This is a genomic window from Methylotenera versatilis 79 (assembly GCF_000384375.1).
Taxonomy (GTDB): domain Bacteria; phylum Pseudomonadota; class Gammaproteobacteria; order Burkholderiales; family Methylophilaceae; genus Methylotenera_A; species Methylotenera_A versatilis_B.
The window spans coordinates 1,548,209-1,572,035 of the sequence record NZ_ARVX01000001.1 but is presented as its reverse complement, the minus strand read 5'-3'; the positions used below and the strand labels follow the sequence as shown (position 1 = coordinate 1,572,035).

Here is a 23,827-nt window from a genome sequence, read left to right as displayed (position 1 = left end):
CGTTATTTGTTAAAGACTCAATTGACTAAACAATGCCCAAGTGATCTAAGCCTGCGGACAAATCTTTATCATGCGCACCTTTGCCATGCAATTTCACTTTCAAGCGTAAATCATTCACAGAGTCCGCATTTCGCAACGCATCTTCATAACTAATTGCGCCTGATTCATGCAAATCAAACAAAGCCTGATCAAAGGTTTGCATGCCCAACTCGCGTGAGCGGCTGATAATTTCTTTAATTTCATGCACATCACCTTTGAAGATTAAATCTGAAATCAGTGGTGAATTAATCATAATTTCAATTGCAGCAGCTCGACCAATACCATCTACTTTAGGAATCAACCGTTGCGAAATAAACGCACGCGTATTCAATGATAAGTCCATTAGTAACTGGTGACGACGCTCTTCTGGGAAAAAGTTGATAATGCGATCTAAAGCCTGATTGGTACTATTAGCATGCAATGTAGCCATGCATAAATGTCCTGTTTCAGCAAATGCAATCGCATAATCCATGGTTTCACGGTCACGAATCTCTCCAATCAAAATCACATCTGGCGCCTGGCGTAACGTATTTTTAAGTGCAATATGCCAATTATCGGTATCTACGCCAACTTCGCGCTGGGTAATAATGCAGTTTTTATGTTCATGGACAAATTCAACTGGATCTTCAATGGTAATAATATGCCCATAGCTATTCTCATTGCGATAACCAACCATGGCTGCCAAAGAAGTAGATTTTCCAGAACCTGTACCGCCAACAAAAATCACCAAACCACGTTTTGTCATGGCAATATCTTTTAATACTTCAGGCAGACCTAAGTCTTCAAATTTAGGAATTTTGGTGGCAATGGTTCTAAACACCAAACCCACAGAACCGCGCTGTACAAAAGCGTTCACCCTGAATCGCGCAACACCTGGTAAGCCAATCGCAAAATTACATTCACTACTGGCATCAAACTCTGCCGCTTGTTTGTCATTCATAATCGAACGGCCAATTTCACGCGCTTGTTGTGCTGACAACACTTGTTGACTGATTGGCGTCATTTTTCCGTCAATTTTCATTGCAGGCGGAAAACCGGCTGTGATGAACATATCAGACGCTTTTTTGCTAATCATCAAACGTAGCAAATCAAATACAAATTTCTCGGCCTGGCCTTTTTCCATCATGTAGTCCTAATTTAAATGCCTAATTTTCAGCTAATATTTAAAATCGTATTTGAAACAAAATCTTAACCAATAATCGACTCTTTATTGGCGGCTTTACTGCGCGCTTCAGTGGCGGAAATCACATTTCTGCGTACTAAATCTTGTAGATTTTGATCCAGTGTTTGCATGCCGACATTTTGGCCTGTCTGAATAGATGAGTACATTTGCGCGACTTTATTTTCACGAATCAAATTACGAATTGCAGGCGTACCAATCATAATTTCATGCGCGGCTACACGACCCTGCTCATCTTTAGTTTTACACAAAGTTTGCGAAATCACTGAGCGTAAAGATTCTGACAACATCGAGCGCACCATTTCTTTTTCAGCCGCTGGGAACACATCTACAATACGGTCTACCGTTTTAGCGGCTGAGCTAGTATGTAGCGTACCAAAGACCAAGTGACCAGTTTCTGCCGCGCTTAAAGCCAAGCGAATCGTTTCCAAATCGCGCATCTCGCCCACCAAAATCACATCAGGGTCTTCACGTAATGCGGAGCGCAACGCGTTATTAAATGACAGTGTATGTGGGCCAACTTCACGTTGGTTAATCAAACATTTTTTGGATGTGTGCACAAACTCGATTGGGTCTTCTACCGTCAGAATATGACCCATTTCGTTCTCATTGATATAATCCACCATCGCCGCCAATGTAGTGGATTTACCAGAACCTGTTGGGCCAGTAACTAACACGATACCGCGTGGTGTATTGGCAATCTCTTTAAAAATGGCTGGGCAATTCAGTTGTTCTAACGTTAGAATTTTAGAGGGAATAGTGCGGAAAACAGCACCAGAACCGCGATTATGATTAAACGCATTCACGCGGAAACGGGCTAGATTCGGAATCTCAAATGAGAAATCACACTCCAGCGTTTCTTCATAAACTTTACGCTGGCCATCGTTCATGATGTCATACACCATGCCATGTACTTGCGTGTGATCCAGCGCTGGCACGTTGATTTTACGAATATCGCCATGTACACGAATCATCGGCGGCAAGCCAGCTGATAAGTGCAAATCTGATGCTTTATTCTTAACTGAAAAGGCCAGTAAATCTGAAATATCCACTTGCGGCTCCTGCTATAATTTAGGCTTATGTAAACGATGAAGATGAAACTTCATAAAGTACATTAAACTAATTGTTTAAAGTGTTTGAATTATGACCATAATTGCCGATTCCTTGCAAGCGATTCAAGCAAATATTCGCGCTGCGTTAACGGCGGTGGGCAGAAAAGATAACGCGCAATTACTTGCTGTGAGCAAAGCACAATCGGCCGAAAAATTGCGCAGCGCATACTTAGCTGGGCAACGTGCTTTTGGTGAAAACTATGTGCAAGAAGCCATTAACAAACAGCAGCAACTAAGTGACTTAAGTATCGAATGGCATTTTATTGGCCCTATTCAAAGCAATAAAACTCAACTGATTGCGCAACATTTCGATTGGGTGCATTCGGTCGACAGACTTAAAATTGCAGAGCGTTTATCCAGCGCGAGATCACCTTCTTTAACGCCATTAAATGTGTGTATTCAAATCAACAGCAGTGAAGAATCCACCAAAAGTGGTGCAAATTTAACTGAAACAATCACGTTGGCAAATGCCATTAATGCGTTGCCGAACCTCAAACTGCGCGGGTTAATGGCGATCCCTGCGCCAGCAAAAGATTTTGATGCGCAGCGCGCGCAATTTAAAATTGTGCATGATGCATTTATCACATTGCAGCAACAGGGTTTTGCGATTGATACGCTTTCCATTGGCATGTCCGAAGACTATGTTGCAGCGATTCATGAAGGTGCTACCATAGTGCGTATCGGCTCCGCGCTATTCGGCGCGCGGCAACCAATTAACCGAACTAATTAAACCTACTAATCAACCAAGTGAGATTTTACGCATGAAATTAGCTTTTATCGGCGGCGGCAATATGGCTTATGCCCTTATTGTTGGCTTAAAAAATAAAAAAATGGCCATGTCTAACATTGTGGTGATCGAACACGACACCAGCAAATGGGAACAATTAGAGCAATTGGGCGTACAAGTCAGTGCAGAATTAAGCAGTGTGAGTAATAGTGAAGCGATTGTATTAGCGATTAAACCGCAACAATTACCTGCGCTGTCTAAAACTCTGGCGCCTTTGTTAACCACACAATTAGTGATTTCAATTGCTGCGGGTATTCGATTAACTGATTTAAGCCGCTGGCTGGACGACTATCAAACCATTGTGCGCGCCATGCCCAACACACCTGCGCAAATTCAGGCTGGCGTAACCGGCTTGTACGCAATGCTAAGCGTCACCAAAAAACATATTTCGCTGGCAGACCAAATACTCAAAGCCGCTGGCAATACCTTATGGCTAGATTCTGAAGAAAAATTAGATGCAGTGACTGCGATTTCTGGCAGCGGACCAGCCTATGTATTTTATTTAATCGAAGCGCTACAAACTGCTGCGCTTGAATTAGGCTTAAACGAGTATGAAGCTAAACAGCTGAGTCTAGCCACATTTAAAGGTGCAAGCTTATTGGCTGACGTGAGCACAACGCCAATAAACACATTGCGCACGCAAGTGACCTCAAAAGGCGGCACCACTGAACAAGGTCTATTGAGTTTAGAAAACTCACAAGTGAAACAAGCGATTATTTTGGCCGCACAAAAAGCCTATCAGCGCGCAAAAACGCTTGGTGACGAATTAGGCGCTATGAATTAAGCTTGTTCAATTAAACACTTTGGACTTAAAGATTAAGTAAACGGTTTTCAGCAACCAAAAATTAAGGCAATTTTAATGTTAACAACCGCACTACAATTTCTGCTCACCACTATTTTAAATCTATTAACACTGGTATTTTTGCTGCGATTCTTTATGCAATTACTAAGGGCGCCTTTCAGCAATCCGCTTGGTTTAATGGTAATGACATTGACCGATTTTGCCGTTAAACCCGCGCGAAAATTTATTCCCAGTTTAAAAAAAATAGATTTATCAACGTTATTTTTAGCGTTAATTACCCAGTTAATTTTACAAATAAGCTTATTATTGTTGCAGAATTTTCCACTATTTGTCGCTGGTAATGGCGTATGGTTCGGCTTTGTGGGATTAAGCTTGCTCGGCGTGTTGCGCACGGCTTTAGATGTGTTCTTTTACGCGATTTTATTACAGGTGATTTTAAGTTGGGTGAATCCCTACACACCGATTTCTGGCGTTTTAGATGCATTAACTAAACCTATTTTAGACCCGATTCGCAAAATAATTCCGAGTACAAGCGGCATTGATTTTTCACCGTTGGTCGCGCTAATCTTATTGCAAATGGTGAGTATCTCGGTTTTCAAAACCTTAGAAATGCAATTACTTGGGCTTTTTAGCTAAAAAAGTTAACCAGAATAAATGGTTAACTTCGGCAGTGAAATTTAAGTCACTCTAGAGATTTTCTTTAACGACTTAAGGTAATGTTCGACTTAATTATTGAAGTTCAACTGAACAATTCAGGTTCAACTTAACCCTTAAAATCCAGCAAAAATCAAATCCACACAATATCGAATGCTTCTCTTGCATATTGACTATCAGGCTGCAAAGTCACGCGCTTGTTAATAAAGTCTGACAGGTTCGCCAAGCTTTGAGACTCTTCATCCAGCAACATATCGATCACTTGCGTGCAGGCAATCACTTTGAATTCTTTGGCATCAAACTGTTTCGATTCGCGCAATAATTCACGCATGATTTCATAACAAATCGTTTGCGCGGTTTTGTGTTCGCCGCGTCCTTGGCATACGTCGCAAGGCTCACACAGCAAATGTGCTAAGCTTTCTCTGGTACGTTTCCGCGTCATTTCTACCAAACCTAGCGAGGTAAATCCATTCACACCAGTGCGCGCACGGTCTGGTTCAACCGCTTTTTTAAGCTCTTCTAATACCGTTTCGCGCTGGCTATCTTCATCCATATCAATAAAATCGATGATGATAATGCCGCCCAAATTACGCAACCTTAATTGGCGCGCGATACATTGCGCGGCTTCTAAATTGGTTTTAAATATCGTGTCAGATAAGTTTTTGCCGCTGACAAAACTGCCAGTATTCACATCAACCGTAGTTAACGCTTCAGTTTGGTCAAAAATCAAATAACCGCCCGATTTCAATTCCACTTTACGTGAAAGTGCACGTTCGATTTCTTTTTCAATATTATAAAAATCGAAAATCGTCCGTTCGCCTTGATAGTGATACAGCGGCTTAACGGCTTTAGCTACGTACAACTCCGCAAACTCTTTCAGCTGATTGAACGTCTCTTTAGAATCGACGCGAATGCTGACTGTGTGGTCATTCACCACATCCCTTAAAATACGCCGCGGCAAACTTAAATCATAAAAAACCAACGAGCGTTCGCCTGCCGATTGACTATCGGTTTGAATTTTTGCCCACACTTTTTGCAGATACTCGATATCCGCCAGTAACTCTTGGTCAGAAGCGGCTTCTGACATGGTGCGAATGATAAAACCGCCAGAGCGCTTTTCTGGTAACAAGCCCAATAAGCGATTACGCAACATCTCGCGCTCTGTTTCGTCTTCAATGCGTTGCGAAACGCCGATATGTTCTTGATGCGGCAGAAATACTAAAAACCGCCCTGCAATACTGACTTCAGTGGTTAAACGCGCACCTTTAGTACCAATCGGCTCTTTAATCACCTGCACAATAATCGATTGACCTTCGCGCAACACGTCTTGAATCAAACGTTCAGTTGGCGGCTCGCCATCAATATGGCATTCCATAATATCGGCAACATGTAAAAATGCTGCGCGTTGTAAGCCAATTTCCACAAACGCCGACTGCATGCCTGGCAATACACGACACACTTTCCCGCGATAAACGTTGCCGACAATGCCCAATGACGAACTGCGTTCAATATGCAACTCTTGCGCAATGCCCTGCTCTAGCACGGCAACACGCGTTTCTTGTGGCGTGACGTTAATTAATATCTCTTGTCCCAATTGCTTTGCCTATCTTTATTTGTATTTAACTTTTAATTCGTATTTAAAACTAGTCTAGCTGAAATAATATTTAGCTTAACGTATGAAGTAAGCCTATTTTATTTAAAAGCATGGCGGTTTCGTGCACAGGCAAACCTATCACACCTGTGTAACTACCATCAATACGTTTAATCCAATTGCCCGCCAAGCCTTGTATCGCGTAGCTTCCTGCTTTATCGCTATGCTCGTTACTGGCAATGTACGCTGCTATCATAGCATCGCTAAGTGGCATCATCTCGACCAATGTGGTGTTTAGTGCCAATTCAATTTGTTGATTTAAAACTACCGCAACAGCTGTGTGTACCTGATGCTGCGTGCCGGATAGTTTTTTTAGCATTTGTACTGCATCTGCGTTATTTTCTGGCTTACCAAAAATCGCACTATCTAAAGCCACTGTGGTATCAGCGGCTAAAATAGGCATATTTTTATATTGTGTATTTAATTTTTCAGAAGCATTTATTTGATTATTATTAATTTTATTAAATACGGCTAACGCTTTTTCTTTAGCCAATCGCAATACATAATCCGTCGGTGTTTCGCCTGCAATCAGCGATTCGTCAATATCTGCCGGCATCACGATGCAATCAATACCCATTTGTTTAAGTATTGCCACGCGGCGAGGGCTTTGCGAGGCAAGTATGATTTGTGTTGAAGGATTAATCTGCATCTTTACGCCCATTTAATTTAACATAGCCAATACTAACGAAAGCTTGAATATTTAAAAAGGCTTTAAAATTCACAAACGCCAAAATTGTTAATAATGGATGAAATAACCCAGACAGAAATAATATAGTCAAATGATTGAATTACTTAACCAAGATTTTACTTATTTACTCAAAATCACCATTGCGCTGCTGGCAATTGTGAATCCAATCGGCTGTTTGCCAATCTTCATCAGCGCAACCGATGGCTGGAGCAAACCAGATCGCGCCAAAACAGCGCGCACCGTTGGAATTACCGTGTTTATTGTGTTAAGTTTATCCGCGTTTATTGGCGATGGCATTTTAAGCTTTTTCGGTATTTCTATTCCATCATTCCAAGTAGGCGGCGGTATTTTAATCATGCTGATTTCTATTTCGATGATGCACGGCAAACAAGGCGGCACACGCCAAACAGATGAAGAAGCGCAAAGTATGGCGGAACGTGAAGTGATTGCTATCGTACCGTTAAGTATTCCGTTGCTGGCTGGGCCTGGTGCCATTTCCAGCATGATTTTAAGCGCGCAACAGCAACCTAGTTTGCTGGGACATATATCACTGGTTATTCCAGTTTTAATTGTTAGCCTTTTAATTTGGTTAATGCTCAAACTATCCGATGGTATTACGCAACGGCTTGGCACGATTGGCATCAATATCATCACGCGTTTAATGGGGCTGATATTGGCAGCGATGGCGGTAGAATTTATCGCACATGGCTTAACTGGATTGTTTCCACAATTAATATCCGCCTAGATTCAAATACTGTTGTTTGAAAAATCATTTCAATACAAGCTTCTAGCCATTATTTTTAAGTTCTATGGCTATTTTTTAGGTAAAATAGCGGCTTAACTTAACCCTATTTTTTCGACAATATTTAGTCAATACGATTGAAAAATACTCTTAAAAAGCATTCTTTTGAAAAAACATCAATTTAAGCCTAACTCTACAGTTGCCGCGATTGTCGAACACAACGGCAAGTTCTTGCTGGTGGAAGAAACCACTGACCGTGGCAATCGCTTTAACCAGCCTGCAGGACATTTAGAAGACAACGAAAGCTTGATTCAAGCGGTGATTCGCGAAACTTTAGAAGAATCCGCCTATGATTTTACGCCCACTGCATTACTCGGCATTTATCATTGGAAGCATCCGCATAACGACACCACTTATTTGCGTTTTGCATTTATCGGCAAGGTTGGCGCGCATTATCCGCAGCAGCAATTAGACGATGGCATCATCCGCGCGGTATGGATGACGGCTGACGAAATTCGCGAAAAATCCGCATTAACGCGCAGCCCGCAAGTGTTAACCTGTATTGAAGATTATTTAAGCGGAAAGAGCTACCCGCTAGAAGTGATTACTAACTTATGAGTAAAAAAAGAGTCGTTGTTGGGTTGTCTGGTGGCGTCGATTCGTCCGTCACCGCCCTGTTATTAAAACAACAAGGTTACGATGTGGTCGGTCTTTTCATGAAAAACTGGGAAGACGACGATAATGATGAATATTGCTCTTCCAAGCAAGATTTAATTGATGCGGTTTCAATCGCCGACAAGATTGGTATTGATATTGAAGCGGTAAATTTTAGCGCCGAATATAAAGATCGTGTATTTGCCAACTTTTTAAGCGAATACGAAGCTGGCCGCACGCCGAACCCGGATATTTTATGTAATGCTGAAATTAAATTTAAGGCATTTCTAGATCACGCCATGAGTTTGGGCGCCGATTTAATCGCCACCGGCCATTACGCACAAGTACGCGAAAACCCACTTAAACCTGGGCTATTTCAACTGCTGAAAGCTGATGATGGCAGCAAAGATCAAAGCTATTTTTTGTATCGCTTAAATCAAGCGCAATTGAGCAAAACATTGTTTCCGCTGGGTAAACATTTAAAACGCGAAGTGCGCGAAATTGCCCGCCAAGCAGGTTTAATCAATGCAGAGAAAAAAGATTCTACTGGTATTTGCTTTATTGGCGAACGGCCGTTTCAAGAGTTTTTACAACGCTATTTACCGAAAAAACCAGGCGATATTAAAAATGCTGAAGGAAAATTGGTCGGTCAGCACGAAGGCTTGATGTATTACACGCTTGGTCAACGCCAAGGTTTAAAAATTGGTGGTAGCCGTGATAGTAATGGCGAACCTTGGTTTGTTGCTGCAAAAGACATGCTTAAAAATGAGTTAATTGTGGTGCAAGGGCATGAACATTCGCTATTGCTTAACGACGGTTTAAAAGCCAGCCAATTGACATGGATAGATGATGAAGAGCCCATCACCAACTGGGTTTACGCTGCCAAAACACGTTATCGCCAACCAGATGCACCCTGTGAAATTGACGCCTTAAACAGTGAAGAAGTAACCGTTAAATTTGGCCAGAAACAATGGGCGATTACACCAGGCCAATCCGCGGTGGTGTATGAAAGCAATGTTTGCCTAGGCGGCGGGATTATTACTGGCGCCATATAATTAACCCGTAATAATGCAGTAAATTCTCTCGCATTACCGTCACTACAACTTTAAAAATTCATATTAATCAATAGGTTATTTTTCAACCTCTGCCTTAACAGCATCATTCGTCATGAACGTAATGGTTTTGCCGTTTTGGCTAGTCATAATCAGTGCGCCCATGGCTGACAACTCCACTTTCTCTGCTGTGCTTAATATGGCGATATATTCGTTTTCTAGTTGCATTAATGCCGGTGGGCACATCATCCTGGTACTTATCATCGGTGGAATAACGGCTAGTTTATTGCCAGTTAAAGTGTAGCTACCAGAGTAATTGTTGCAGCCAGATTTGCCTGAGATGCGATTATCATCGCCAAACATTAACGTGACGTGTGCGTTATCAATGATTCCACGCTGGTTAATGTCTTCTACTTGCCAAGTTTTGTTGGTTAATTGTGTGAGTGATAAAGTATTTTGCATAGCAACTGGTGCTGCGGTATTTGGTTTTGCACAGGCGCATAGTATTAAAAATGGCAGCATCGCTAAGTAAGTAGTTTTGGGAGTTAGCATCATTTATCTCGATTCTGAATTTTTATAATTATTGATTTATAGTGCTTTGTTCAATCTGCGCTTTTAACCTCAGTTGATTAACTACAACCTTCAACATAATACACTTGCGGCGATACACCAATGCGCCAATTGATGACGATGTTGTTTGCGTCTGTTTCAAATATCAAACTCGCATTCGATTTTTCAAGCGGCGTTACAACTAAAGTATGTGCGCCTTCGATATATTTATGTGGTTGGTTTTGAATATGCCCTGCGTGGGCTTGCAGCACTTTTGCCATGGTATCACCCACCACAATATTGCCTGGCGCAACCCATTTTGGGTCATCCACGTCATAGCGCACAAACTTTCCGTCTTCAAACATAAAAGCAATTTCTTGATGATTTTCAGGTTTTGGATCTAGATATAAATAGTAGCAAGTCGCGCCTACGGCAGGTTTACTGGCATTCAGCGGACGCCCCCATGATATGCGTACAGATTCTTCATTATCACCAAATTTTGCAGGGCCAAAACCTTCAAAATTAATCACTTCAGGATCGTTATTTTTTACAGGCGATTCAATCGCTGGGTCGGCGTTTGGCGCAGCGTCTGTGTTGTTAGATGGTTGCGCGGTTGGTTCAGTCGCAGATTCTTTGGGTTTATCACAGGCAGAAAACAAGCCTGTCATGATTAAAGTTAACACTAAATATTTGCTGATATTTTGCATGGTGAATGGGCTTTTGAGTTTTTCTAGAGAGTTTTAAGTGTAATCTTATTTGATTGTCAGTCAAAGTTATCTAATTAAAACCTAAAAAACCATTCACATTTTGATTCGTACGCACATTTGAGCGCAGTCGCTATTTTCGCAGATTTGAAAAAATAAAAGCTGCAAACACTTGATTCACATCAAGCACATTTGCAGCTTTTGCGCGGGGCAGTTAACCCTTAAAATACGTGAGAAAAAGCCCAATACAAACTGCCGGAAAGTAACATTGCCATCGGTAATGTCAGCACCCAAGCCGTTAGCAAGTTACGAATAGTCGACATTTGCAAGCCAGATTTATTTGCCGCCATCGTACCTGCCACGCCAGAAGAAAGCACATGCGTGGTAGAAACTGGCAAACCAAATACATCCGCCGCACCAATCATCGACATGGCGACTAACTCCGCCGATGCGCCTTGCGCATAAGTCAGATGCGTTTTGCCGATTTTTTCACCCACGGTAATCACAATGCGCTTCCAGCCGACCATTGTGCCTAAACCTAGCGCAATCGCCACGGCGACTTTTACCCATAGTGGAATAAATTTTGTGGCTTTATCCAACTCTTTTTTGAACGCAGTTAAGTTAGCCTTTGTGTCGGCGCTAAACGTGACAGCCTTATCTTTATCTAAAAAGCGAATAGTTTCTGAGGCCAAATACATATCATTTCTGACGTTACTCACCACCTCAGCTGGTACGCGTGAAAATGTGCCATGCTCTTTTACTTGCGCGCCAATAATACCGGTTACCGCCGCCAAAGCCGGTAACACTTCTGGTGTGACGGTTTTAGTGCGTACATATTCAGACAGGGTGTGGCGCGGATCTACAGGTGCTGCGGCTGGCGCAATACTGATAATAGATTGTTGCATGACTTGCGCGACTGCCACGAATTGCGTCATTTGATCGACTGGCATGGCACGATTTAGCGCGTAAGCCATTGGCACGGTACCAACCAAAATCAACATAATTAAGCCCATGCCTTTTTGTCCGTCATTAGACCCATGCGCGAACGACACACCAGTACAGGTAAGAATTAACAGACTACGAATCCAGATTGGTGGCGGCTTGTTGCCTTTTGGCTCTTCGTACAACTCTTTATTTTTAACCAATACTTTTAGCGCCAATAACAGTAGCGCGGCAATCACAAAACCAATCATCGGTGAAAGTAACAGCGAATAACCGATTTTAGTCGCTTGCGCCCAATCCACGCCGCTAGTGCCATCGCGACCGTGCATCAACGCATTTGCCACGCCAACACCAATGATCGAGCCAATTAAAGTGTGTGATGATGAAGCAGGCAAACCAAGCAACCATGTGCCTAAATTCCAGATAATGGCTGCGATTAATAAGGCAAATACCATCGCAAAACCAGAACCAGCGCCTACTTGTAAAATAAGTTCGACTGGCAACAAGGCGATAATACCGAAAGCCACCGCGCCACTTGAAAATAGTACGCCTAAGAAATTGAAGAAGCCAGACCAAACCACCGCGACATTCGGCGGCATGGAATGCGTATAAATGACAGTAGCGACTGCATTTGCCGTATCGTGGAAGCCATTTACAAACTCAAAAGCCAGCGCAATAATCAACGCAACGCCTAGCAAAATAAACGGTAAATAAGTGGTTGTGATTGCACCCGTTTCGGTTACATCGTGCATCAAACTAAATGCAGTGAATATTAAGCCGCCAACTAGCAAAGCAATAAAAACGAATATAGTGACTTTGCTGGGTTTGCTATCTAAATTAGGCCGTGATGCTGTTGCACCGATGGATGCTGTGGTTGAACGCATGGTGAGTATCCCTACAATTAATATAAGTTAAATAGATTTAAAGTCTATAAACAGTATTGGCGAACTATATGACAAATTAATGACAACGGCTTAATAGTTATATCGCGGCAAGTACCACAAGACCATATATCAGCAAGATCAGTAAACCTCTGGCACAAACATATCTTTCGGCACAGGCTGGCGCACATAATCATCATGGTGTTCACGCTCTGGCAGTTCGATAACAGGCCGCTTGATTTCTTCGTATGGCATTTGGTTAAGTAAATGGTGAATACAGTTAAGCCGCGCTTTTTTCTTATCAACGGCTTCTACAATGTGCCAAGGCGCCTCTTCAATGTGCGTGCGTTCTAGCATCACTTCTTTAGCTTTGGTATACAACTCCCAACGACGGCGTGATTCCAAATCCATCGGGCTGAGTTTCCATTGTTTAAGCGGGTCATGTGCACGGCCTAAAAAGCGCAGATGCTGCTCTTCATCTGAAATGGAAAACCAGTATTTAATGACTTGAATGCCTGAGCGCACCAGCATTCTTTCAAAGTCTGGCACTGAGCGGAAAAACTCTTCATATTGCACATCGTCGCAAAAACCCATCACGCGCTCAACGCCTGCACGGTTGTACCAACTGCGGTCGAACAACACAATTTCGCCAGCAGCAGGTAAATGGGAAACATAACGTTGAAAATACCATTGTGTGCGTTCACGCTCATTTGGCGCAGGTAATGCAGCCACACGACAGATACGCGGATTAAGACGCTGTGTAATGCGCTTAATCACACCGCCCTTGCCTGCTGCATCGCGGCCTTCAAAAATAATCACCACTTTGTGACCAGTGGCTGCAACCCAATCTTGCAATTTGACTAGTTCGGCTTGCAGGCGAAATAACTCTTTAAAATAGGTACGGCGATACTCTTTGCTACGATTAGCATCATTGCCTGAGAGTGAATCTAAGTGGTTGTCTTCTAACTCTAGCTCTAATTCTTCATCCAAACTATCGATTAAGTCATTGTGAATACGTTCCATGACTTCTGCGTCATTTAAATTCATTTTTAATCTCGATATTTAATTAACTTAATTAAATACAGAATAGTGATTTTTGATGACGGTTTTGTGACAACGCGATTTAATGCCGAAAGTTGATGCGTTTAAATCACCATTACAACAATTTAATGCCTTGCAATTTTTCTGCGCAAACATCGCGAATGATGCGCGCTAAATCTTTGGCATAAGGTCGCGCCATCATTTCATTGGTGCCGATTGCATATAGCTCCGACCACAAACCTTTGGTGCCGATGGGTTTAGCCAATACATAATCATGTTCTACATAGCTCTGAATGCCCCAGCTAGGCAAAGCCGCCAATCCACGTCGACTGGCGACTAGCTGCATAATCGCAATAGTTAACTCGGCCGTGCGGCGATTAAATTGAATTTCCGCTGGCTTTAATACTTGCTTGATGACATCAATGCGGTCTTCTGGTACTGGGTAAGTAATCAAGGTTTCATCGCTAAAATCTTGCGCAGTTAATCGCGTTTTATTGCGCAAAATATGATCGGTGGGAAGCACCGCCATAATCTCAAACTTAAATAATGGCAGATGATTTAAGCTGCTATTTTTTTCAGACATAGCATTTGGCAAGCCACCAATCACGACATCTGCTTTGCCTTCATGCAACAAGTGCCAAGGGTCGCTATGAAATCCAGCCACCAGATCTATTTCCACCTCTGGCCAGGCGCGCCTGAATGCATCCATCACCGGCGTTAGCCAATCAAAACAGGTATGGCATTCCAGCACAATTCTTAACTCGCCAGATTGATCGCTTTTCAGGCGAATCAAATCGCGTTCGGATTTCTCAATCAGCGGTAATAATTCATTGGCTAAATCTAACAGTCGCTGTCCAGCTGGCGTAAAGCGCAAACCTTGTGCGCTGCGCTGAAAAAGCGTGATTGCATAATGCGTTTCCAGCGCGCGTATTTGGTGTGAAAGTGCCGATTGTGTTAGAAAAACACGCTCTGCAGCCAGCCCCAATTTTCCTGTTTCAGCGATAGCTTTAAGCGATTTTAAATGACGGATTTCTAGCATATTGAACTGCCTTACATTTTTAGGTATGAATTTAATTCAAATTTATCACAAAAACTTTCGCTTTATTAAAAAATTTCATCGCTTCACAATGCAAACCTTAGTTGATTCTCAACAGAGTTACCACAAAAATTTAGTGAATATTTAGGTGATTATAATGACAACAAAAATAGTTAAAGCCCATATTTTGGGTTATCCGCGCGTTGGTGCAAAACGCGAATTGAAATTCGCGCTGGAATCTTTCTGGCGCCGTGAATCTTCATCTGAAGATTTGCAAACTACAGCAACAAACCTACGCGCAACGCATTGGCAGAAACAGCAGGATGCCGACTTAGCCTTTATAACAAGCAATGATTTTTCGCAATACGATCACGTGTTGGATCACACGGTTTTATTCAGTGCACAGCCAAAACGTTTTGCTAAATTGCCTTTTGGTGAAAAAAGTATTTCGCCAGAAAATGCTTATTTTGCATTAGCACGTGGCAATTTAGAGCAACCAGCGATGGAAATGACGAAATGGTTCGATACGAACTATCATTATATCGTGCCAGAATTAAATGCCGATACGCAGTTTTCTATCAACGCGCATGACTTTTTAAATCAGGTTGACGAAGCGCTAAAATTGTCTAAAAACGTGAAACCTGTGCTGCTTGGCCCAGTGAGTTTTCTGTATTTAAGCAAAGCGCGCGGCGTGAACAAGTTAGATTTGCTGGATAATTTGGCCCAACAATACGCGCATTTACTACAAGAATTGCATGCAAAAAAAATCGAATGGCTACAAATCGACGAACCGATTTTTGCGCTGGATTTAGATGACGTTTGGCTCAAAGCCTTTGAGCGCGCTTATGCGTGGTTTAGGATTTCTCGCCCAAAATTATTGTTAACGACTTATTTTGCTAATATTTCGCGCTACCAAGGTTTGATTGCCACATTGCCTGTGGATGGAATTCACTTAGATTTAGTGCGCGCGCCAGAGCAATTAGGCCCGTGGGTGAATACGATTCCGAGTTATTGGGTGTTATCGGCTGGCATTATTGACGGTCGCAATATTTGGCGCACTGATTTGGATAAAGCATTGGCTTTATTAGAACATTGGGCGCAGCGATTGGGCGAGCGTTTGTGGATTGCGCCAAGTTGTTCGCTATTGCATACGCCAGTGACTTTGCAACATGAAGTTAAATTGGATATTGAAATAAAGTCTTGGTTGGCGTTTGCGGATGAAAAACTCATCGAGCTAAAAACCATTGCCAAAGCATTGAATCACGGTGTTGATTCTGTGGCAGAAGAATTAAGTATTTCACGTGCCGCCATCGCCTCACGCAATCAATCAGCGCGTGTGCATAATGCCGATGTAAAAGCGCGCATTCAGGGCTTGAATGATTTAAATGAGAACCGCGAAAGTACATTCAATACTCGCCAAATCACACAACACGCGCGTTTGAATTTACCATTATTGCCAACGACGACGATTGGCTCATTTCCACAAACGCCAGACATTCGCGCCAGCCGCGCCGCATTTAAAAAAGGCGAGATTAGCCAAGATAAATATGCGCTAGATATGGAATCGCACATTGCTTATGCTATCGCGCAACAAGAAGAAATCGGCTTGGATGTGTTGGTGCACGGCGAAGCTGAACGTAATGATATGGTGGAATTTTTTGGTGAACAGTTAGCTGGTTATGTGTTTACGCAAAATGGCTGGGTGCAAAGTTATGGTTCGCGTTGCGTTAAACCGCCGGTTATTTTTGGTGATGTTTATCGGCCGCATCCAATGACCGTTGATACCGCACGTTTTGCACAATCGCTTTCTACGCGTCCTGTAAAAGGCATGTTGACTGGCCCGATCACTATGCTGCAATGGTCTTTTGTGCGCGATGACCAACCACGCGAAACCACTGCTTTGCAATTAGCGCTGGCGATTCGCGATGAAGTGGATGATTTGCAAAATGTGGGTATCGCGGTTATTCAAATCGATGAACCCGCTTTGCGTGAGGGTTTGCCGCTACAAAAAGCCGCGTGGGCACATTATCTGGCTTGGGCAGTTCGCGCTTTTAAACTTTCTGCCAGTGTTGCCAAAGACGATACGCAGATTCACACGCATATGTGTTACGCGGAGTTTAACGATATTTTGCCAGCGATTGCAGCGATGGATGCGGACGTGATTACGATTGAAACTTCGCGTTCGGCAATGGAATTATTAGATGGCTTTGGTGAGTTTTCATATCCGAACGAGATTGGGCCTGGTGTGTACGACATTCACTCGCCACGCGTGCCAAGTATCGAGGCGATGGAAAAACTGATGAAACGCGCATTTGAAGTGGTTCCTGCAGAGCGGCTTTGGATTAACCCAGATTGCGGCCTAAAAACCCGAGGGTGGGATGAAACGAAACTGGCGTTACAAAACATGGTTAGTGTTGCTAAAACATTAAGAATAGCATTGGAGCAAACAGCGTAATTGTGACTAAAATAAAAAGTCTTATAAAACATACATATAGGAAATAAATTAAAATATTATCAATATATTGTGTTTTATCTGTTGAAATACCCCACCATATTGCGTTATAGTCTTTACATACGGTTCTCGAATTTCTGTCGAAATTCGAGATAAAAGGGAATCCGGTGCGAAGTTTGTAGAGCGAATTATTAGCTTGCAGACTTTAATTCCGGGGCTGCCCCCGCAGCTGTAATCAGCGAGTCATTTTGTATCTCTTTTGCCACTAAGTTTGGATGTAAAAATCCGCTCGGGAAGGCTAGCAAAATGATGAAGACCTGAAAGCCAGAAGACCTGCCGTGTGCATTTTTTGCGTCAAATCTAGGGTTAACTTAACAAATTCAGCGTTAACTTAACCATCAAAAATGATGCAAAACTATTTTTTTATAACGTTTGAGGCGGGGTGTCCTCGGCAGATGGAAAGTCATTCTTTTTGATTTTCTGCCATGCTGTTTTTAGTTACATATTTTTTGATTAAAAAAATGTGTTAAGTAAAGCGAACCTGCCCTTTATTAAAAAGGGAAAACCAAAATGGATGACGTAAGACCATCACAAAACGCTGATTCAGCACAATCCACATTATTACCAACGCTGCAAGTAATCCGCCGAAATGGCGCAGCAGTTGCCTTCACTCTCGATAAAATCTCTATTGCCATCACCAAAGCTTTTTTAGCAGTCGAAGGCAATCAAAGTGCGGCTTCGCAACGTGTGCGCGACCAAGTCGTCACATTGAGCCAATTGGTGAATAACGCGCTAATCCGCCGTTTACCTGCTGGCGGTTCTATTCACATTGAAGATATTCAAGACCAAGTAGAATTGGCGTTGATGCGCAATGGCAACCACGATGTAGCGCGCGCATACGTGCTTTACCGTGAAAAACGCAATGAAGAACGCGCCGCTGAAAAAGCCAGCCAAGTAAACACAGAACCTGAACACGCACTTAACGTGAATATCAATGGCAAATTAACGCCGTTAAATATTAAAGAGCTGACTGCGATGGTGAGTGAGGCTTGTCTAAACTTAGGAAACGCTGTTGACGCAAATGTAGTGGTAGAGCAAGCAGTGCGCGATTTGTACGATGGCATTCCGTTTACTGAAGTGTATAAAGCGCTGATTTTATCGGCACGTAGCTTGATTGAAACGGAACCGGCCTACAATTATGTGACTGCCCGTTTGCAACTGGATTTAGTGCGCGCCGAAGTATTAGGTGGACGTGTCAGCCATGCTGAGATGGATACACATTATGTCGAATATTTCCCACGTTATATCAAAATGGGTATCGATGCAGAATTGCTAGATCAACGTTTAGCGCAGTTTGATTTAACCAAACTTGCTGCTGCACTTAAAAAAGAACGCGATTTTCAATTTGGTTATTTAGGTATTCAAACGCTATATGACCGCTATTTTTTGCATATTGAAGAGCGACGTATCGAGTTGCCACAAATATTCTTTATGCGCGTGGCGATGGGCTTGGCGATTAACGAGATTGACCGCGAAACGCGCGCAATTGAGTTCTACAACGTGTTAAGTACGTTTGATTTTATGAGCTCAACACCGACTTTATTCAATGCCGGTACATTGCATTCACAATTATCCAGCTGCTATTTGACTACCGTAAGCGATGACCTTGAAGGCATCTATCAAGGCATTAAAGAAAATGCATTATTGCAAAAATACGCCGGCGGCTTAGGCAATGACTGGACGCCAGTGCGTTCATTGGGCGCACGAATCAAAGGCACCAATGGCAAAAGCCAAGGCGTGATTCCATTCTTGAAAGTGGTAAATGACACAGCTGTAGCAGTTAACCAAGGCGGCAAACGTAAAGGTGCTGTGTGCGGTTATTTAGAAACATGGCATTTAGATATTGAAGAATTTTTAGACTTACGCAAAAACACTGGCGATGACCGCCGCCGTACACATGACATGAATACTGCACATTGGATTCCCGATCTATTTATGCGTCGCGTGACTGAAGCGGGCGATTGGACATTGTTTTCGCCATCTGACGTACCCGATTTGCACGATAAATATGGCAAAGCGTTTGAAACTGCTTACGTGGAATATGAGCGTCGTGCTGAAAATGGCGAAATCAAGCTATTCAAGAAAATCCCCGCCTTGCAAATGTGGCGCAAGATGCTTTCTATGTTGTTTGAAACGGGCCATCCTTGGATTACCTTTAAAGACCCATGCAATATTCGCTCACCACAGCAACACGTGGGGGTTGTACATAGCTCAAACCTTTGTACTGAAATTACGCTGAATACTTCTGACACGGAAATCGCCGTTTGCAATTTAGGCTCTGTGAACTTATTACAGCATTTAACCGAAGTTAACGGCAATTTAGTGCTAGATAACGACAAGTTACAGGCAACCATTAAAGTTGGTATGCGCATGTTGGATAACGTAGTCGATATTAATTTCTACCCCGTAGGCAAAGCACGCAACGCCAATACACGCCATCGCCCTGTCGGCATGGGCATTATGGGATTCCAAAACTGCCTGCACGCTATGCGTATTCCTTACGCAAGTATGGAAGCGGTGAAGTTTGCTGACCGCGCCATGGAAGCGGTTTGCTATAACGCTTATTACGCATCTACGGTGTTAGCAGAAGAGCGCGGCGCATACTCTAGCTTCAAAGGCAGCTTGTGGGATCAAGGTATTTTGCCATTAGATACATTAGATTTATTGCTAGCTGAACGCGGCGGCAATGTTGAAGTCGACAGAAGCAAAACGTTGGATTGGGATGCGCTGAGAACACGTATTCAAAAAGTCGGTATGCGCAATTCTAATTGCGTAGCGATTGCACCGACGGCGACGATTTCTAATATTGTCGGCGTATCTGCCAGTATTGAGCCTGAATACCAAAACCTGTATGTTAAATCAAATCTATCTGGCGAATTCACGATTGTGAATGAGCAATTAGTTAACGATTTAAAAGCCCGTGGATTGTGGGATACGGTGATGGTATCTGACTTGAAATATTTTGATGGCTCACTGCAAAAAATTGAACGCGTACCTGCGGATTTAAAGCAACTGTATGCCACCGCATTTGATGTTGACCCAACTTGGTTAATTGAAGCGGCAGCGCGGCGCCAAAAATGGATAGATCAAGCGCAATCGCTGAATCTTTACTTTGCGGTACCGTCTGGCAAAAAACTGAACGATACCTATCTATTGGCTTGGCAACGTGGATTAAAAACCACTTATTACTTGCGCTCATTGGGTGCAACGGCAGCAGAGAAATCTACTGGCTCGGGCGGTGAATTGAACGCAGTTTCTTCAGGCAGCAATGCACCAGAAGAAGCACCGAAAATGTGTTCAATAGACAATCCAGAATGCGAATCTTGCCAATAAAAAACTAAAATTTCGTCGCGAAACGGCGTTGTATCAAAAAATTTATCGCTGACATACTTAATGTATGCTGCGCTCAAAATTTTTCTCACGCCTTGTTTCGCTTAGAACTTTTAATTTTCTGAAGTTAAGTAATTAAAGAATAAGGAAAAATATGCTTTCATTTGAAGATGAAGTTTACGTAGAGCCAGTAGCGCAAAAATTAGAAACAGTGCCTACATTAATAGCAAATACTGTGGCACCAGTCGCCGCAAATCAACCATCCATCTCAGGCCGTGTGAATGCCTCAGATAAACGGATGATTAACGGTCAAACTGACGTGAATCAACTGGTACCTTTTAAATACCATTGGGCCTGGGATAAATACTTAGCCGGTTGCGCCAACCATTGGATGCCGCAAGAAGTGTCGATGAGCCGCGATATTGCGCAGTGGAAAGATAGCACTGCGCTAACGGATGATGAACGCTTGATCGTTAAGCGCAATCTAGGATTTTTCACCACCGCTGATTCGCTGGCTGCCAATAATATCGTGCTAGGCACTTATCGCCATATTACCGCGCCAGAATGCCGCCAATATTTGCTGCGCCAAGGTTTTGAAGAGGCTATTCACACGCATGCTTACCAATACATTGTGGAAAGTTTGGGCTTGGATGAATCCGAAGTTTTCAATGCTTACCAAGAAGTGGCGAGCATTAAAGACAAAGATGATTTTTTGATTCCATTTATCAATATCTTGACTGACCCAGAATTTAAAACCGGCACGCCTGAAGCAGATCAACAGTTATTGCGTTCATTAATCGTATTTGCTTGCATTATGGAAGGCTTATTTTTCTACGTTGGATTTGTGCAGATTTTAGCGCTTGGTCGCCAAAACAAGATGCAAGGTGCGGCAGAGCAATATCAATATATTCTGCGTGATGAATCGATGCACTGCAATTTTGGTATCGACGTAATCAATACTATCAAACTAGAGAATCCACATTTATGGACAGCCGAATTCCGTGAAGAAATAAAAGGTTTGATGCAACACGGTGTTGAGCTTGAATATAAGTATGCAGAAGCGACAATGCCACGCGGCGTATTGGGATTGAATGCAACAATGTTTAAAGAGTATCTGCGTTTTATTGCTAACCGCCGTTGTCAGCAAATCGGTCTGGATGTGCTGTATCCAGGTGCAACGAATCCATTTCCGTGGATGAGTGAAATGATGGATTTGAAGAAAGAGAAAAACTTTTTTGAAACCCGCGTAACAGAATATCAAACGGGTGGCGCTTTAAGTTGGGATTAGAAAACCAGCTTAAATAAATAAGCATTGCCGAGATTTTCAGACTTAACACACAATTAAGCAGTAAAATTAAACACTAAAAATCGTCTTAATTTATAGATTGGACAAGTAAATATGGCTTATGTGTTTAAAAATGCTAGCGGCGTTGTGATTGCTGCAAGTGATTCTGAAAATTTTGGCGATGGCTGGGTATTTGTTGAAGATAACAGCAAGGAATATTTAGCATTTCTAGAACAAACATTGGCTAAAAATTCTTCATTTCGTGAAAGCGATATTCAGTTAGCGCGCGTGCTAGAAGACTTAATTAGCCTTTTGATTGAAGGCAATGTGATTCGATTTACCGATTTTCCAATTGCGGCGCAAAAACGGCTGAACGAACGCCAAAGCAGGCGTAAAAAAACGCAATTGTCGACATTGGCTGATGAACTTACTGATAATTATTAACCCAAAAATATGGTTAACTAATTCTGACTATTTACTTAATAAACGCTGATTTATAGCGATATTTCGTAAACTGGATTCAAGCAACTTAACTAAGTAAAACTTAAGCCACTGGCATAGTTTGTTTAAAGCTAGGCCGTTTAATCAACACGCTGTAATGTTTGGCTAAATTAGTGAATTTATCTTGCCAATTCAATTGCTTAAAGCGCAAATCAACATAACCCAACATACAGCCAACGGCAATATCTGCCACACTAAAAGTCTCATTCACACACCATTTTTTCTTGGTGATATCCAAATTAAGCACTTCTAAACCGAGCAATACTTTAGCAACTTGCTTATCGATATTAGCTTGAATTTGCTGTTCTGGCGGACGGCGACTTTCCATTGTTGCCGCTACTGCCGCATCACAAATACCATCTGCAAGTGATTCCCAGCGGCGCACCCAAATTTTACTGCTGTGGTCCGTCGGAATTAAATGCGCAAGCGGTGTGCGATTATCTAAATATTCGACAATCACTTTTGAATCATACAAACTATCGCCATCATCCAACACCAACACGGGCACTTTGCCTAAAGGATTATGATTTTTAACAGGACAATCCGGGTCATTCAGCACGACTTCTTGCAGCTCGACATCGATGTGTTTTTCAAGCGCGACGATCCGCACTTTGCGTGCATAAGGACTATTAACTGTGTATAAAAGCTTCATTATGAGTGTACTTTGTTTGACGATGACTGCATTATAATAGAAATTATGTTCACTCCTCTATTTACACAACATTATCCGCGCGGTTCTGGCGCTTTTAATGCGTTGGTTGATTATGATGTCCAGCAGGCAATCGCCGAAGATATCGGTAGTGGCGATTTGACTGCATCGCTGATTCCGGCTGACAAGCAAGCACTAGCCACGATTATCACGCGTGAAGATGCGGTTATTTGCGGTATCGATTGGGTTAACGCCTGTTTTAAGCAAATTGATACCGATATTAAAATCAAATGGCTGGTGAATGAAGGCGAGAAAATTACCGCCAACCAATTATTATGTGAGATTAACGGCAGCGCACGTGGCTTGCTCACAGCTGAACGTTGCGCGCTGAATTTTTTACAGTTACTTTCTGCAGTCGCCACTGAAACGCGCAAATTCGTGATGGCCGTTTCTGGCACTAAAGCACAAATTTTGGACACGCGAAAAACGATTCCTGGCTTACGTTTGGCACAAAAATATGCGGTCACAGTTGGTGGCGGTGCTAATCAGCGGTTGGCACTTTATGACGGCATTTTAATCAAAGAAAATCATATTGCCGCCGCAGGCAGTGTTAATGCAGCTGTAACGCAAGCGATTACACAACATCCAAACATTAGCATTCAAATAGAAGTTGAAAATACTGAGCAACTTAAACAAGCTTTGGATGCAGGTGCTATCAGTATTTTGTTAGATAACTTTGGCTTAAAAGAAATGAAAGAAGCAGTAGAAATAAATAAAGCGACGAATTCTGGTCGCGCCAAATTAGAAGCTTCTGGCGGCGTGGATTTAAGTTCTGCACGCGCGACTGCGCTGACAGGTGTTGATCGCATCTCAATTGGCGGCTTAACTAAAAATATTCGCGCCGTTGATTTATCATTAAGAATAAAATAATGTATGTTGATACGCTACTTAACGCTTTTAAATTAGCAACTTAATTAAGCAAGCCCAATAAGGTAATAATGACTAAATCCCCCAATACAGGCACCCATACAGATCC

Annotated in this window: 21 protein-coding genes and 1 riboswitch; of the genes, 11 read left to right on the top strand and 10 right to left on the bottom strand. The window is 42.6% G+C overall.

From position 1 onward, the window contains the following. Positions 1-25 precede the first annotated feature (25 nt). Positions 26-1,162, bottom strand: coding sequence for a PilT/PilU family type 4a pilus ATPase (locus METVE_RS0107755; RefSeq protein ID WP_020167899.1), 1,137 nt, complete (start codon positions 1,160-1,162; stop codon positions 26-28). A 65-nt stretch (positions 1,163-1,227) separates the two neighbouring features. Next, positions 1,228-2,271, bottom strand: a complete 1,044-nt coding sequence (locus METVE_RS0107750; RefSeq protein ID WP_020167898.1) for a type IV pilus twitching motility protein PilT — start codon at positions 2,269-2,271, stop codon at positions 1,228-1,230. Between the two features lie 91 nt (positions 2,272-2,362). On the opposite strand from METVE_RS0107750, the gene METVE_RS0107745 reads away from it, so the two are divergent. From METVE_RS0107745 to METVE_RS0107735, 3 genes are all read left to right on the top strand, one after another. Beyond that, on the top strand, positions 2,363-3,061 hold the full coding sequence (locus METVE_RS0107745) for a YggS family pyridoxal phosphate-dependent enzyme (RefSeq protein WP_020167897.1): 699 nt from the start codon (positions 2,363-2,365) through the stop codon (positions 3,059-3,061). A 31-nt stretch (positions 3,062-3,092) separates the two neighbouring features. Then, positions 3,093-3,902: a pyrroline-5-carboxylate reductase gene (proC, locus tag METVE_RS0107740; RefSeq protein ID WP_020167896.1), complete on the top strand. Its 810-nt coding sequence runs from the start codon at positions 3,093-3,095 to the stop codon at positions 3,900-3,902. 75 nt (positions 3,903-3,977) lie between these two features. Beyond that, on the top strand, positions 3,978-4,556 hold the full coding sequence (locus tag METVE_RS0107735) for a YggT family protein (RefSeq protein ID WP_020167895.1): 579 nt from the start codon (positions 3,978-3,980) through the stop codon (positions 4,554-4,556). A 151-nt stretch (positions 4,557-4,707) separates the two neighbouring features. Here the strand turns inward: METVE_RS0107735 and rng are convergent, their stop codons facing one another. Both rng and METVE_RS0107725 read right to left on the bottom strand, forming a co-directional pair. Next, positions 4,708-6,168 carry a ribonuclease G gene (gene rng, locus METVE_RS0107730; protein WP_020167894.1) on the bottom strand — a complete coding sequence of 487 codons (1,461 nt, stop codon included), beginning with the start codon at positions 6,166-6,168 and terminating at the stop codon, positions 4,708-4,710. Positions 6,169-6,238: 70 nt separating this feature from the next. Further along, entirely contained in the window at positions 6,239-6,874 is a 636-nt protein-coding gene (locus tag METVE_RS0107725; RefSeq protein ID WP_020167893.1) for a Maf family protein, read from the bottom strand. Positions 6,875-7,004: 130 nt separating this feature from the next. Between METVE_RS0107725 and METVE_RS0107715 the strand changes: the two genes are divergently transcribed. The 3 genes from METVE_RS0107715 to mnmA all read left to right on the top strand — a co-directional run bounded on the left by METVE_RS0107715 (position 7,005) and on the right by mnmA (position 9,364). Continuing rightward, positions 7,005-7,658: a YchE family NAAT transporter gene (locus METVE_RS0107715; protein ID WP_020167891.1), complete on the top strand. Its 654-nt coding sequence runs from the start codon at positions 7,005-7,007 to the stop codon at positions 7,656-7,658. Positions 7,659-7,820: 162 nt separating this feature from the next. Further along, positions 7,821-8,273, top strand: coding sequence for an NUDIX hydrolase (locus METVE_RS0107710; RefSeq protein ID WP_020167890.1), 453 nt, complete (start codon positions 7,821-7,823; stop codon positions 8,271-8,273). Beyond that, complete coding sequence (gene mnmA, locus METVE_RS0107705; RefSeq protein WP_020167889.1) at positions 8,270-9,364, top strand: tRNA 2-thiouridine(34) synthase MnmA; 1,095 nt, start codon at positions 8,270-8,272, stop codon at positions 9,362-9,364. The genes METVE_RS0107710 and mnmA overlap by 4 nt, the downstream gene beginning before the upstream one ends. A 75-nt stretch (positions 9,365-9,439) precedes the next feature. On the opposite strand, the gene METVE_RS0107700 is transcribed toward mnmA, so the two are convergent. The 5 genes from METVE_RS0107700 to METVE_RS0107680 all read right to left on the bottom strand — a co-directional run bounded on the left by METVE_RS0107700 (position 9,440) and on the right by METVE_RS0107680 (position 14,517). Further along, positions 9,440-9,913: an META domain-containing protein gene (locus METVE_RS0107700; protein WP_232496440.1), complete on the bottom strand. Its 474-nt coding sequence runs from the start codon at positions 9,911-9,913 to the stop codon at positions 9,440-9,442. A gap of 77 nt (positions 9,914-9,990) precedes the next feature. After that, positions 9,991-10,617: a hypothetical protein gene (locus METVE_RS0107695; RefSeq protein WP_020167887.1), complete on the bottom strand. Its 627-nt coding sequence runs from the start codon at positions 10,615-10,617 to the stop codon at positions 9,991-9,993. Positions 10,618-10,835: 218 nt separating this feature from the next. Next, positions 10,836-12,440 (bottom strand): inorganic phosphate transporter, encoded by a 1,605-nt coding sequence (locus METVE_RS0107690; protein ID WP_020167886.1) that lies wholly within the window; start codon positions 12,438-12,440, stop codon positions 10,836-10,838. A gap of 138 nt (positions 12,441-12,578) precedes the next feature. Then, on the bottom strand, positions 12,579-13,484 hold the full coding sequence (ppk2, locus tag METVE_RS0107685; protein ID WP_020167885.1) for a polyphosphate kinase 2: 906 nt from the start codon (positions 13,482-13,484) through the stop codon (positions 12,579-12,581). A gap of 109 nt (positions 13,485-13,593) precedes the next feature. Continuing rightward, positions 13,594-14,517 (bottom strand): LysR family transcriptional regulator, encoded by a 924-nt coding sequence (locus METVE_RS0107680; RefSeq protein WP_020167884.1) that lies wholly within the window; start codon positions 14,515-14,517, stop codon positions 13,594-13,596. Between the two features lie 154 nt (positions 14,518-14,671). On the opposite strand from METVE_RS0107680, the gene metE reads away from it, so the two are divergent. From metE to METVE_RS0107655, 4 genes are all read left to right on the top strand, one after another. Then, positions 14,672-16,969, top strand: coding sequence for a 5-methyltetrahydropteroyltriglutamate--homocysteine S-methyltransferase (metE, locus tag METVE_RS0107670; protein WP_020167882.1), 2,298 nt, complete (start codon positions 14,672-14,674; stop codon positions 16,967-16,969). Between the two features lie 103 nt (positions 16,970-17,072). Next, a riboswitch (cobalamin riboswitch) is annotated at positions 17,073-17,321 on the top strand. A gap of 215 nt (positions 17,322-17,536) precedes the next feature. Beyond that, positions 17,537-20,359 carry a ribonucleoside-diphosphate reductase subunit alpha gene (locus METVE_RS0107665; protein WP_020167881.1) on the top strand — a complete coding sequence of 941 codons (2,823 nt, stop codon included), beginning with the start codon at positions 17,537-17,539 and terminating at the stop codon, positions 20,357-20,359. 151 nt (positions 20,360-20,510) lie between these two features. Further along, on the top strand, positions 20,511-21,644 hold the full coding sequence (locus METVE_RS0107660; protein WP_020167880.1) for a ribonucleotide-diphosphate reductase subunit beta: 1,134 nt from the start codon (positions 20,511-20,513) through the stop codon (positions 21,642-21,644). Between the two features lie 111 nt (positions 21,645-21,755). Beyond that, a complete protein-coding gene (locus METVE_RS0107655) occupies positions 21,756-22,085 on the top strand; it encodes a hypothetical protein (RefSeq protein WP_020167879.1) in 330 nt (109 codons plus the stop codon). A 100-nt stretch (positions 22,086-22,185) separates the two neighbouring features. On the opposite strand, the gene METVE_RS0107650 is transcribed toward METVE_RS0107655, so the two are convergent. After that, positions 22,186-22,794, bottom strand: a complete 609-nt coding sequence (locus METVE_RS0107650; protein ID WP_020167878.1) for a glutathione S-transferase family protein — start codon at positions 22,792-22,794, stop codon at positions 22,186-22,188. 45 nt (positions 22,795-22,839) lie between these two features. Between METVE_RS0107650 and nadC the strand changes: the two genes are divergently transcribed. Then, positions 22,840-23,721, top strand: coding sequence for a carboxylating nicotinate-nucleotide diphosphorylase (gene nadC, locus METVE_RS0107645; RefSeq protein WP_020167877.1), 882 nt, complete (start codon positions 22,840-22,842; stop codon positions 23,719-23,721). The last annotated feature ends 106 nt before the right edge of the window (positions 23,722-23,827 follow it).